This is a genomic window from Methylomonas sp. HW2-6 (assembly GCF_052474525.1).
In genome coordinates, this window is sequence record NZ_CP184124.1 from 3,498,137 (window position 1) to 3,510,827 (window position 12,691).

13 protein-coding genes are annotated in these 12,691 nt (G+C 58.3%); 6 read left to right on the forward strand and 7 right to left on the reverse strand.

Features of this window, described 5'->3' with window-relative positions:
- The first annotated feature begins 4 nt into the window (after window positions 1-4).
- Genes ACH518_RS16895 through ACH518_RS16915 form a run of 5 tightly spaced genes read left to right on the forward strand, consistent with a single transcriptional unit; the run spans window position 5 to window position 3,222 of the window.
- On the forward strand, window positions 5-694 hold the full coding sequence (locus tag ACH518_RS16895; RefSeq protein ID WP_445370921.1) for a TatD family hydrolase: 690 nt from the start codon (window positions 5-7) through the stop codon (window positions 692-694).
- Window positions 687-1,436 carry a tRNA threonylcarbamoyladenosine dehydratase gene (locus tag ACH518_RS16900; RefSeq protein ID WP_445370922.1) on the forward strand — a complete coding sequence of 250 codons (750 nt, stop codon included), beginning with the start codon at window positions 687-689 and terminating at the stop codon, window positions 1,434-1,436. Before ACH518_RS16895 ends, ACH518_RS16900 begins: the two co-directional genes overlap by 8 nt.
- Complete coding sequence (locus tag ACH518_RS16905) at window positions 1,433-1,837, forward strand: hypothetical protein (protein WP_445370923.1); 405 nt, start codon at window positions 1,433-1,435, stop codon at window positions 1,835-1,837. The genes ACH518_RS16900 and ACH518_RS16905 overlap by 4 nt, the downstream gene beginning before the upstream one ends.
- Before the next feature lie 51 nt (window positions 1,838-1,888).
- Window positions 1,889-2,818, forward strand: coding sequence for an SAM-dependent methyltransferase (locus tag ACH518_RS16910; RefSeq protein ID WP_445370924.1), 930 nt, complete (start codon window positions 1,889-1,891; stop codon window positions 2,816-2,818).
- A gap of 11 nt (window positions 2,819-2,829) precedes the next feature.
- Complete coding sequence (locus ACH518_RS16915) at window positions 2,830-3,222, forward strand: hypothetical protein (protein WP_140912547.1); 393 nt, start codon at window positions 2,830-2,832, stop codon at window positions 3,220-3,222.
- Window positions 3,223-3,247: 25 nt separating this feature from the next.
- Here ACH518_RS16915 and ACH518_RS16920 read toward each other — a convergent pair whose 3' ends face one another.
- The 7 genes from ACH518_RS16920 to ACH518_RS16950 all read right to left on the reverse strand — a co-directional run bounded on the left by ACH518_RS16920 (window position 3,248) and on the right by ACH518_RS16950 (window position 11,383).
- Complete coding sequence (locus tag ACH518_RS16920) at window positions 3,248-4,375, reverse strand: carboxynorspermidine decarboxylase (RefSeq protein WP_445370925.1); 1,128 nt, start codon at window positions 4,373-4,375, stop codon at window positions 3,248-3,250.
- On the reverse strand, window positions 4,369-4,968 hold the full coding sequence (locus ACH518_RS16925; RefSeq protein ID WP_445370926.1) for a 5-formyltetrahydrofolate cyclo-ligase: 600 nt from the start codon (window positions 4,966-4,968) through the stop codon (window positions 4,369-4,371). Before ACH518_RS16925 ends, ACH518_RS16920 begins: the two co-directional genes overlap by 7 nt.
- Window positions 4,961-5,899: a tRNA (adenosine(37)-N6)-dimethylallyltransferase MiaA gene (gene miaA / locus ACH518_RS16930; protein ID WP_445370927.1), complete on the reverse strand. Its 939-nt coding sequence runs from the start codon at window positions 5,897-5,899 to the stop codon at window positions 4,961-4,963. Before miaA ends, ACH518_RS16925 begins: the two co-directional genes overlap by 8 nt.
- Window positions 5,900-7,777 carry a DNA mismatch repair endonuclease MutL gene (gene mutL / locus ACH518_RS16935; protein WP_445370928.1) on the reverse strand — a complete coding sequence of 626 codons (1,878 nt, stop codon included), beginning with the start codon at window positions 7,775-7,777 and terminating at the stop codon, window positions 5,900-5,902.
- 98 nt (window positions 7,778-7,875) lie between these two features.
- Complete coding sequence (locus ACH518_RS16940; RefSeq protein WP_445370929.1) at window positions 7,876-9,417, reverse strand: N-acetylmuramoyl-L-alanine amidase; 1,542 nt, start codon at window positions 9,415-9,417, stop codon at window positions 7,876-7,878.
- A gap of 35 nt (window positions 9,418-9,452) precedes the next feature.
- On the reverse strand, window positions 9,453-9,923 hold the full coding sequence (gene tsaE / locus ACH518_RS16945; protein ID WP_140912542.1) for a tRNA (adenosine(37)-N6)-threonylcarbamoyltransferase complex ATPase subunit type 1 TsaE: 471 nt from the start codon (window positions 9,921-9,923) through the stop codon (window positions 9,453-9,455).
- Window positions 9,920-11,383 (reverse strand): NAD(P)H-hydrate dehydratase, encoded by a 1,464-nt coding sequence (locus tag ACH518_RS16950; RefSeq protein WP_445370930.1) that lies wholly within the window; start codon window positions 11,381-11,383, stop codon window positions 9,920-9,922. Before ACH518_RS16950 ends, tsaE begins: the two co-directional genes overlap by 4 nt.
- Window positions 11,384-11,570: 187 nt before the next feature.
- On the opposite strand from ACH518_RS16950, the gene queG reads away from it, so the two are divergent.
- Window positions 11,571-12,638, forward strand: coding sequence for a tRNA epoxyqueuosine(34) reductase QueG (gene queG, locus ACH518_RS16955; protein ID WP_278211535.1), 1,068 nt, complete (start codon window positions 11,571-11,573; stop codon window positions 12,636-12,638).
- Window positions 12,639-12,691: the final 53 nt, after the last annotated feature.

The following is a 12,691-nucleotide window of genomic DNA, read 5'->3' on the forward strand; positions in this document are numbered from 1 at the left end:
TCTCATGCCAGTATCTGCACCATTCATTGATATCCATAGCCACGGCAATCGGCAGGACGCGGCTTGGCAGATTCTCAGCCTGGACATATCGGAAATTGTCGAACTGCCACCCCTACTCTCGGCCAGCAACCACCAGTATTTCAGTATCGGCACCCACCCTTGGCATATCGACCGACAAGACCAGCAACGCAACAGGCAAATCCAGCATCGCCTTTGCAATGACCCGCGCGTGCTTGCCGTCGGCGAATCCGGCCTGGATAAATGCATCGATATTCCTTTGGAACGTCAAACTGCTGCATTCCAAGGCCAGATCGAATTGGCCGAACAAATCGGCAAACCGTTAATCGTTCATTGCGTGCGTGCTTACAACGAACTAATTTCGTTAAAGAAATCGGCGAGGCCGAACCAAGCATGGCTCGTGCACGGCTTTACCGGCAAACCGGCTTTGGCCGAGCAACTGCTGAGACACGACTGCCACCTGTCGTTCGGAAAATACCTGCTCACACCCGGGCATCCCTCGCGAAAAGCGCTGTTGATCACGCCGCCGGAGCGCTTATTCCTGGAAACCGACGCCGCGACGCAGCTTTCGATTAGCGAAATCTATAACGAAGCGGCTAAAATCCTCGGTTTGGACATCCAAACCCTGCAACGCCGAATCGTTGCCAATTTTCAAAGAGTATTCCTGCATGACTGATTTAAGCTGGCTGTCCCGCACCGAATTGCTGATCGGCAAACCAAAGCTGGATAAGCTCCAGCAATCCCATGTATTGGTAGTGGGCATGGGCGGCGTCGGCTCATTTGCCGCCGAATTCATCTGCCGGGCCGGGGTTGGCGAGATGACGATCGTCGACGGCGACGTGGTTGATCCCAGCAACCGCAACCGCCAGCTGCCGGCACTGGCGACGACCCACGGCCAATCCAAGGCCGACATCATGGGCGAGCGTTTATTGGCGATCAATCCGGATTTGAAACTGCACATCCGCCACGAATTCATCACCCCGGACACCGCCGCCGAACTGTTGAACACCCATTACGATTACATTGTCGACGCCATCGACAGCCTGACGCCGAAGATCCATTTAATCCGCGCCGCCAAAAGCCGCAAGATGAAAATCGTCAGCTCCATGGGCGCCGGCGGCAAGATGGACCCGACCCATCTCAAGGTGGTGGATATTTCCAAGACCTATAACTGTCCGTTCGCCCAGTTCATCCGCGTCCGCTTGCGCAAACACGGCATCAGTCGCGGTGTGAAAGTGGTATTTTCGCCGGAAGTGGTGAATAAAGATTCGTTGATGTTCACCGACGGCAGTAATTACAAAAAGTCGGCCTACGGCACGATTTCCTATTTGCCGGCGGCGTTCGGCGGGGTGTGTGCTTCGGTGGTGATCCGCAACCTGATCCACGATCCGGCCCACAGCCATAAAAATCAAATATGAACGACCATAAACCCAGCGGCAGCGGCATGACGGTCGGCTTTGCCCAAAGCAGCCGACTGCGGCAAATGCGCGAAAAAGCGTTAGGCGCCACAGCGCCCTCGCCTGCTCCCCAAACATCAAAGCCCGAAACCAGCCCCAACGACGCCAAGCTCAGCCCGGAATTACTGCTGGCCCGGCGCTTGATCGATCAACGCTTGGCCGAGTTGCTGGCGACCTTGCCGGCCGGTAAACAAAACAGTTTGTTCCGCATCCGTTTCGGCCTGGAACTCAGCCAAATCAAAGTGTTGCCGATTCGGCAGGTGTTCGGCAAGCTGAAAATTACCGATCCGCAATTGCCGCCGCAGTCCCCGGCCATGAAGCGCATCGGCGATCTGAATTATAATGGCCAATCTTGCGGCTAATACCGCGCCGCCCTTTTGCTTTTAGCTTGTTCCCACGCCGTCCAGCCATTCATGTCAGCCACGATTTATACCCTAGAACCGAACCAGGATTACCGCGACCAAAGCCTGCGCCACGGCGCCGAGCTGTCCACCGACGAACTGCAAGCCGACGCGGCCAAGCATTACGACGACTGCTATCACGATTATCTGTTCGCCTGGTGCAACCGCGACAACCTGGCCTTGCACTACGGCTATTGGGACGACGCCAAACCTTACGACCAGCACCAGGCCCTGCTCAATAAAAACCAGGTGCTGTACAACAAAGCCGGGATACAGCCGGGCGACCACTTGTTGGACGCCGGCTGCGGCATCGGCGGCAGTACGATCTGGATGGCCAAACAGCACGGCAACCGGGTCACCGGCATCACCATCAGCGCCAAACAGGCCGACTATGCCCGCGACCACGCCAAGCGCCACGGTGTAGCCGAGTTGGTGGATTTTCAAGTGGCGGATTTTTGCGCGACGCCGTTCGCCGATGCCTCGTTCGATGTGGTGTGGGCCTTGGAAAGCTCCTGCCACGCGTTGAATAAAGGCGATTTTTTAGAGGAAGCCTGGCGGGTATTGAAACCGGGCGGCCGCATTGTGGTCTGCGACGGCTTTGTGTTGCAACGCCAGTTCAGCCCCGAGCAATGGCAAGCCGTCGTAACCTGCCTCAACGGCTGGGCCGTACCCAATTTGTGCAGCCGCGACGAATTTACCGGCCTATTGCAACAACAAGGTTTCGCCGACATCGTCTGCCACGACATCACCGCGCAAACCCAGGCTTCGGTCGAGCATATGTACAAGGTAGCCAAACGCCTGAAACCGGTCCAAACTATCAGCCAATGGTTGGGGCTGCGTTCCAAGGCCCAAACCGCCAATTATTTGGTCGGCTTAGCACAGTACCAATTGTTTACTGAAAAACTGACCGAATACTGCATTTTTACCGCGTACAAAAACTAAAAGAGCCGTTCATGTTGTTACCGCGTTTGAATTGGATACCGTTGCTGGTGTGCCTGGCCGGCTGCGCCAGTGCGCCGACCAACAGCGGGATGGACAGTTTCGCCGACTATGCCGAGTCGGTGTTCCGCCATCAAAACGCCATCATCAGCCGGTTGATGATGCTGAGCGATTCCGATCTACTTCCGGATAGCGATAATTTCGAAGATACCGAACAGGCCATGCACGACGCCTGCCATCTATTGAACGAATACGCGGAACACGAGGCGGACGGCGAGAGCATGGGCTTAAGATTCAAAGCCAAAGTTCGATCCAGTATCGAGGGCTGCGACGCCAGCGTACAGAAAATGGAAGGACTATTGTCCAATATCGACCCATCGCCAGTCCCGCCGCACGGCCAACGCTAAGCGCCACGCTTGATCCAAAACCGGCTTACCACTGCCGGCGATAATCGGCATAATCATAACGTTTCTGTAATGTTAACCCGGACCGGTTCCAGGTATAAACATCCGGCAAATTGTAGCCGTTGAACCGGTTGGCCTTGATCAGGGTATAAGCACCGACATCGGCAAACACCAGTTTTTCGCCGACTTCCGGAACGCGATCGAAACGGTATTCGCCGAACACGTCGCCGGCCAGACAAGTCGAACCGGCCAAAATCGCGGACTGACCACCCTCGATAACTTCGTCCAACAAACGCGGCCTGATTTGGTACTCGAACACCTCCGGATGGTGGTTGATCGAAGTATCCAGCACCAACACCTGCTTGCCGTCGCTGACAAAGCGGTCCAGCACCGTCGCCACCAAATAACCGGCGTTGCCGACGATGGCCTTACCCGGCTCCAAATACACCTCAATGGCAAACTCCGAACGCAGCCCGGCGATCAGCTCGGCCAGCGACTCAAGATCGGCGATATCGTGGTACAGATAACCGCCGCCCAGATTCAGCCAGCGCAGTTGCCGATTGCGTTCCAGAATGGGCCGCAAGGCTTGCACGGTCGTTTGCAGCGGTGCCAAATCGCGACAAGAAAACACGGTATGGAACTGCAAACCCGCGACGCCGCCCGGCACGCCATCCCGCAACAACTCGATATCAACCCCGAGCTTGGAATGCGGCCGGCACGGATCGAACCGGCGATCCGCCGCAAACGGCAATTTGGGATTGACCCGCAAGCCCGGCGAATAATGAGCGATCAGACCGGATAATCGCTGGTGCTGCGACAAGGAATTGAAACAGATATGGCTGCACAGCTCAGCCATTTCAGCGAATTCGTCCGGACGCAGACCGGGCGTGGTCAAATGAATGCTTCCCTGATCAGCCAAAATTTCGTGCGCCAGCTTGGCTTCGAACAAGGAGCTGACCGAGAAGCCGTCGACTTGCGGTTTGATCAATCCCAACAGATGCGCCAAAGGCAATGCCTTGATCGCATACAAAACCTTGCAGCCGCTCGCCGCGCGCAATGCCGATAACGGTTGTAAATTGGCCAATACCTGCGCTTCATCCAACACAAAAGCCGGAGAGCTGGAGATGTGCCGTTTCAGTTCGGCAGCATTCAACATCCGGCTCTGCCCCGGCCCGAATAAACCGCCTGCTCGGTGACAACAAAGTCCATGTAAACATCGTGCCAGTCCATCGCAACCGCGGGTAACAATTGCGCCTCGTAGCAGACCGCCGCCAACACCGCGTCGGGCCGCACACAAGCCAATAACCGGTCGTAATAACCGGCACCGTTACCCAAACGTCCGCCCTGCCGATCAAAGGCGACGCCGGGCACGATGACGGCATCCAGTTCCTCGGCGCGAACCTGCTTTGCCGGCTCCTGCCAGCGGTCGCGCGGCGGTTCGAGAATATTCCACATACCCGGCCGCAACTCGTCGAGCGCTTGCAAATGCCACAGTCCCAGTTGCCTGTGACCAGCGGCATCGACCGTGCAATAGGGCACGACGATACGCTTGCCGCCGGCCAGTTCGGCGGCAACGGTCGGCAAAGTCCGCACTTCCGAGCGGCAATGCAGATACCACATCACGGTATCGGCGGCCTGACACCAGGACTGCGCGATAACCCGGTTGCAGATTTCAATGCTCAGCATTTCCTTATCAGGCTGGGCATTGCGGGCGGCGTAAGCGATTTGGCGTTGGTTAGCTTTATCCACGTTCGCGGCAGTGATGTAACGCTTGTTGTAGCAGATCGGTGGAGCCGCTGATCAAATGGCAGGCATCCTGCTCCTTGCGTAGCCAAGTAAATTGACGTTTGGCCAGTTGCCGGGTAGCAATGATGGCTTTGTCGCGCATTGTCGCCTGATCGTATTCGCCGTTCAAATAAGACCAGGCTTGGCGATAACCGACACAGCGGATCGACGGCATGCTTTCGTCCAGATCGCTGCGTTGCCATAATGCCCGGACTTCTTCGAGAAAGCCCAGCTCCAGCATTGAATCGAAACGCTCGGCGATCTTATCGTGCAAGGTTTTGCGTTGCTCCGGCGCGACGATCAGTTTGATAAAGCGGTACGGATGCTCATCTTGTTGCTCGGCACCGAAAAAACTGGATAACGGCCGGCCGCTGATTTCATAGACTTCCAGCGCGCGTTGCACGCGCTGCGGATCGTTGACGTGAATGCGCCCCGCCGCTTGCGGGTCGACTTGCGCCAAGCGGGCATGCAGCACTTCCTTTCCCAGCGATTCCAGTTCCGCGTCCAGCCGCTGGCGAATTTCCGGATCGGCTTCCGGCAACTGCGCCAAACCCTGGGTCAAGGCGCTGAAATACAGCATTGTGCCGCCGACCAGTAACGGCAGTTTGCCGCGCGCGGTGATGTCGGCCATCAGCTCCAAAGCCTGATTGCGGAATTGGCCGGTGGAAAAGGCTTCGCTGGGATCGAGGATATCGATCAGATGATGCGGCACGCCGCCGCGCTCGGCCTGGGTCGGCTTGGCGGTGCCGATGTCCATCCCGCGGTAGACCAGCGCCGAATCGACGCTGATGATTTCGGTATCGAGGGTCTGGGCCAAGGCCACGCCCAACGCGGTCTTGCCGGAAGCGGTCGGCCCCATCAACAAGATGGCGGCCGGTTTTTGCAATTCGCTCATTTATTGGCCGCGCATGAAAAACCGGTCCAAATCTTGGTGGCTAAGTGCAACCCAGGTCGGTCGACCGTGGTTGCATTGGCCGATGCGCTCGGTTTGTTCCATATCGCGCAACAAGGCGTTCATCTCTTCGATGCTGAGCTTGCGCTTGGCCCGCACCGAGCCGTGGCAGGCCATCGTCGCCAGGACTTGGTTGATACTTTCTTCGGCTTTATGGCTGACACCATGGGTTGCCAGGTCGGCCAACATATCGCGTACCAGTTGGTCGACGTCGGTCTTCGCTAACAAGGCCGGCGTCGCCCGCAATACCACCGTTTCCGGGCCGGAACGATTGATTTCAAAACCCAGAGTCAGGAAAAACGCATGCTCTTGCTCGGCCAAATCGGCCTCGGCGGTCGTCACTTGCAATTTGATCGGCAACAGCAACGGCTGCGAGACGATGGCCCGGTTGTGGTAATGCTGCTTCAAGCGCTCGTAAGTCACCCGCTCGTGCGCCGCATGAGCATCGACCAAAATGATGCCGTTGGCGGTTTCGGCCAGGATGTAAATGTTGTGAATGTGGGCCAAGGCAAAACCCAATGGCGGCATGACCGAATCCGTTGCCGCCTGCGGCGTCGGCACTGGCTCGTTTTTTGGATAAAGTTTGGCGTAGGCCTGGATTTGCTCGGCAACGTCGGCCGCGCCAGTTCGTTCCGGCTGCGACCGGTAAGCGCCAAACGCCGGCGGCGCAGCAGTGCTTGCATTGCCGGCGGTTTGCGCCGGAAACGTCATCGGTAACGCCGTTTGCTGATTCAAAGTTGGCCGCTGCGGCGCTGACGCCGGCACGGTTTCCGAGAATTCGGCAACGGTTTCGATCCGTTGCGGCAACGGCTGAGAACCCGGCCGTTGCTCGGCCAGACTGCGATGCAACGCCTGAAACAGGAAGTCGTGTACCATCCGCCCTTCCCGAAACCGTACTTCCAGTTTGGTCGGATGGGCATTGACATCGACCAGCGCCGGGTCCAATTCCAGATACAAGACAAACACCGGATGGCGGCCATGGTAGAGCACGTCCTGATAAGCCTGCTTGACGGCATGGGCGACCAGCCGGTCCTTGATCAAGCGGCCGTTGACGTAGAAAAACTGCATGTCCTGCTGGCTGCGGGAAAAGGTCGGCAAACCGACCCAACCGTGCAGACGCAGGCCCGACGCGGCGTACTCGATCTTGACGCAATTGTCGACGAAGGCCGCGCCGCAAATCGCCGCGATACGTTTCTCCTGGGCGGCTTGGCTGTCAGCCGATTTCAGGTTCAGCACTTCGCGCTGATTGTGGTTCAGGACAAAGCCGACATCGAAACGGGCCAGGGCCAGTTTCTGGATCAGGCTCTCGATATGGCCAAATTCGGTTTTCTCGGCTTTTAAAAACTTGCGCCGGGCCGGGGTGTTGTAAAACAGGTCGCGGACATCGACGGTGGTGCCGGGCGGATGCGGGTTGGGTTGCGGGTCGAAATTGCGCTCGCTGCCGTCGGCGCTGACTTGCCAGGCGCAGTCGGCGTCGGCAGTTCGGGAAATCAAGGTCAGCCGCGCCACCGAACTGATGCTGGGCAAGGCTTCGCCGCGAAAGCCCATGCTGGCGACGTGCTCCAGATCTTCCAGCGAAGCGATCTTGCTGGTGGCGTGCCGCGACAGCGCCAGCGCCAGATCGTCCTTGACGATGCCGCAGCCGTTGTCGCGAATTTTGATTTGGCGAATCCCGCCCTGCTCGACATCGATTTGAATCTGGGTGGCGCCGGCGTCGAAGCAATTTTCGACCAATTCCTTGACCACGGACGCCGGCCGCTCAACCACCTCGCCGGCGGCGATTTGATTGACTAATTGCGTGGGTAAAGCGTGAATCCGCATCGAGGCGCCCGAAAAAAAGCGCGTATTTTAGCGGATCAAAACGAAACGGGGCGAAATGATTCGCCCCGTAACGGATCAGACAATCGGCAACGGATGCCTCAGCTATCGCGCGGGATTTGCAGCACCTGACCGACGCGGACGTTACCGTCGTTCATCGAGTTGGCCAGACGCAACGCCCGCATCGACACGCCGTAGTGTTGAGCGATGCCGGACAAGGTCTCGCCGCGGTTAATCACGTGCTGAGTTTGCCCGGCGCCACTGGCAACCACCGAAATGGCTTCGGCCGGCGCCGCGTCGTTGTCAGCCAGCAAGGCTTTGGCCTCGACTCTTGACTTGGCCGCCGGGGCCGGTAGCGGCCGTTCGTCAGGTACGGAATTGAGCGCCACCATCCGCGGTGCCTTGGCGGAACGGTTCAGTTGCGCCATCAGCGTATCGGCCGGCGCATATTGTTTGAAATGACCGACGATGCCGTTGAACACCGCCGCCGCCATTTTGTATTGGTAGGCTTTGCTGGTCAGGCGCCGCTCTTCTTCCGGATTCGAGATAAACGCGGTTTCGACCAGAATCGACGGAATTTCCTGAGATTTCAACACGACAAAGCCGGCTTTTTGCACCGCGCTCCGGTGCAAATGACCCACGCCTTTCACGCTTCTCAAGACTTTATTGCCGACGTTCTGACTGGCCTCTTTCGCGGCCTTACTGGATAAATCCATCAAGACCGAGGCGAGCGTTTCATTGCGGTCGTCGCCGGCTCCCGCCGCGCCGTCGACCGCGTTTTCGCTGGCAGCCAACCAACCGGCACCGGCACTGGAAGCGCCTTTGGTGGCCAAGGTATAAACCGAAGCGCCGTGGGCCTGGCTATCGCTGAAGGCGTCGGCGTGGATCGAGACGAACAAATCGGCTTTGGCGGCGCGGGCGATCCGGCGGCGTTCGTCCAATTTGACGAAATAATCGCCGTTTCGGATCATTACCGCTTTCATACCCGGCTGGGCATTGACCAGATTTTCCAGATTCCTGGCGATCGCGAACACCACGTCTTTTTCCTGGGTGCCGTTCGGCCCCTGGGCGCCGACGTCTTTACCGCCATGACCGGCATCGATCGCCACGACGATGTTACGGCCTTTGGCTTTATTGGCTGCCTTCATCGCCACCGGTTTGATTGCCGTTTCGGATCTTTTCGGCGATTTTTCCGGCGCCGGTAGCGGCGGCATCGCGGCAATGGCGGTTTTCTCGCGGACTAAAGCCACTGGTTCGCCCACGGTCGGCAGCGGCTTGGCTGCCAGATCGACCTGCAAGGCATTGCCTTGCATCACGACTTTGGCATCCGCATCCGCTTTCAACTCAACCACTACCCGTAAATCGCCGCTACCGCGCATCGCACTGCGGGCACCGGCAAATAACGGATGGTCGGCCGGCGGCTGACTGATGGCTTGCGCCAGTTTTGCACCGGTAAAATCGACTACCAGGCGGCTCGGGCTTTTCAACACGAAAGCGTGATGACGCGCCGGGCCGGACAAGCTGAACACCACACGATCCGCCGAGGTGTAGCTGACCGCGCCTAACTCGGCCTGGGTCGCCGCTGCCGAAACGGCAGGCAACAACAAGCCCCAAATCCAGAAAATTCGATAAATTCGCTGCATAACCGACGCGACCGCTAATGACAAGGTTGTTTAGATTATAGCAGTAGGTCTTTGTTTTTCCAGTTTAGTTTAATTGTTCCGGCGCGATTTTGCGCTAACACATTGATTTGCGCGACACGTTGCTGTCGCGCGTACTGCAAACCGATCTCGATATCCGCCGGCGGCAATACCCCCTGCCCCATTTCCGGCCACTCGATACAGCACAATGCATCTTGCTGTAAATAATCGTCGATACCCATCCACTCCAACTCTTCCGGATCTTTGAGCCGATACAGATCAAAATGGAACAACCGCCGGCCGTCGATTTCGTATTCCTCGACCAAGGTATAAGTCGGACTTTTCACCGCCCCGCGATGGCCTGCCGCCCGCAGCAAGCCCCGCATCAAGGTGGTTTTGCCAGCTCCCAATTCGCCGCGCAAATACACCAGGCATTTTTCAGGCAAGGCCTGCCAGAGCGCGGCGCCCAAGGCTTCGGTGTCTTCGCTGCTTTCCAAATCGATGTTCATCTATTCAATAACTCCCTGATACGTGGCGGCAAATCGCCGGCCAGCAAGCCGCGTTCGCCGAATTCGGCGGCGAGACTATCGGCCGCGGCGGCATGAACCTGGGCGCCGGCCAGCGCGGCTTTATCTAACGAAAAACCTTGGGCGATCAAGCCACCAATCAAGCCGGCCAAGACATCGCCCATACCGCCGCTAGCCATGCCCGGATTCCCGGCAGCGACGACATAGTGCTGAGAGCCATCGCCGATTAAAGTCCCGGCGCCTTTTAACAACGCGACGCCGCCATAACGTTGCTGCAGCGCGGAAACCGCCGCAAACCGGTCCTTGCCGACCTGCCGGGTATCGCAGTTCAATAGCCGCGCCGCTTCGCCGGGATGCGGCGTCAGCACCCAGTTATCGCGTCTGGAATTTCCAAGCGCCAATAGATTCAAGCCGTCGGCGTCGACCACGCAGGGTTTACCGGCCGCCACGGCGCCATCGAACATGGCCTGGGCCCAGGCATCGCGGCCCAAGCCCGGACCGACCACCACGACATCGGCTTTGTCCAGCATTTGCTCCAAATCGCCGGCCTGTTCCACCGCCCGACACATCAACTCCGGCCGGGCAATATTGACCCAGGCACTATGCGCGGCCCGGGTGGCGACGCTGACCAAGCCGGCACCGGCTCGCAGCGCCGCTTCGGCGGCAAGGCGGATCGCTCCGGAATAGCCGTGGTTACCGCCTATCAACAACACGTGGCCGAACTGGCCTTTGTGCGCGCTACGTTGACGCTTGGGCATACCGATATTTTTCAGCAACAGCGAAGCCGGCTCGACGCCGACCAGCAATGTGCCGATTTCCAAATCGGCACAAACCACTTCACCGCGGCAATCGGCCGCCGCACCGGTATACAAACCTTGTTTGGGGCCGATAAAGGTCACAGTCAGGTCAGCAACCACCGCCGCCCCCAGGATGCACCCGGTATCGGCCTGCAAACCGGACGGTACGTCGACCGCCAGCACCGGACCGCCGGCGGCATTGATGGCGGCTATCGCCGGCAAATAGGCTGCCGCTACGTCGCGGCTCAAACCGATACCGAACAAGGCATCGACGACGACACCCTCTATCTCGGAAAGGCCGGGCTCAAAATCGGAAACGCAACCGCCGGCCTGCAAAAAATCCCGGTAAGCGCCGCTAGCGTCGGCGGGTAGCTTGTCCGGATCGGCCAGACTGTATACCGCGACCCGGTAGCCGGCCTGATGAGCCAGACGCGCCACTTCGTAACCGTCGCCGCCATTGTTGCCGCCGCCGCAAAACACCGTCAGTTGCCCACAGTCGGGCCAACGCTGCCGAATCTGCCGGAATAGAGCGCTGCCGGCCCGCTGCATCAACTCCCGTCCCGGAATGCCGAGGCCTTCGATAGCCCGGCTTTCGGCGCTACGAATTTGCGCTGTTGAATAAAGAGCTTCAGTCGAAATCTGCATGTTTTGTCCGGAGCGCAAGCGAGTTCCGCGAAATCAAACCGTTGTAAATTTGGTTGTCATTCTATCGCCAAACCGGCCATGACCGGCGGAAATCGCTAAAGTTATGCCACAATGCTCTCCCGAAAAAATGCCGGGACTGCCGTTAAAATCTGCGGTCGGCACTGTTCCAACCTTTGTTGAATAAACTATGCCAGCACCCGCTCCCGTCGATACCGAACAATTAGTTTGCCTGATCAAACAATGGGGTATGGAGCTGGGTTTTCAGCAAATCGGCATCAGCGATACCGACCTGCATCAGGCCGAAGACCATCTGCAAAACTGGTTGGATCGAGATTTCCACGGCGAAATGCAGTACATGGCCGCGCACGGGCTGAAACGCAGCCGACCGGCGTTGTTGCAGGAAGGCACGCGCAGCATTATTTCAGCCCGAATGGACTATCTGCCGGAACCCTCGGCCCGAAGCCACAGCCTATTGGCCGATCCGGCCGCCGCCTTCGTCTCGCGTTACGCTCTGGGCCGCGATTACCACAAAATTTTACGCAACCGCCTGCAGAAATTGGCCGATCAAATCGCGACAGCCATCGGCCCGTTCGGCTACCGCGCCTTCGTCGACAGCGCTCCGGTGCTGGAAAAGGCCATCGCCGAGAAAGCAGGCTTGGGCTGGATCGGCAAACATAGCAATCTGATCAACCGCCGCGCCGGTTCCTGGTTTTTCCTGGGCGAAATCTATACCGATTTGGAACTGCCGGCCGACCAGACGGCAAGCAACCACTGCGGCGACTGCCGGGCCTGCCTTGATATTTGCCCGACCCAGGCCATCGTCGCCCCCTACCAGGTCGACGCCCGCCGCTGCGTATCCTATCTGACGATCGAACTGCATGGACCAATACCGGAAGATTTGCGTCCGCTGATCGGCAATCGGATTTACGGTTGCGACGACTGTCAGCTGGTCTGCCCCTGGAACCGGTTTGCCAAACTCAGTGCGGAAGTCGACTTTCGGCCGCGCCAGCGTTTGGACAGTGCGACGTTACTGGAGTTATTTGCCTGGGACGAAGCGGAATTTTTACAAAAAACCGAAGGCTCGGCGATCCGCCGCATCGGCCATCAACGCTGGCTGCGCAACATCGCCACCGCACTGGGTAACGGCCGGCCGGCGCCTGAGGTTCTGGCCGCATTGAACCGACGTCTGCACGATGCCTCCGATCTGGTCGCAGAGCACGTCCGTTGGGCGTTAAGCCGTTTGACTGGCGCTTGAGTTTTAACGGAGAAAGCGTATATTTGCGAACCAGTTTAAGCTTTTCGGTGACG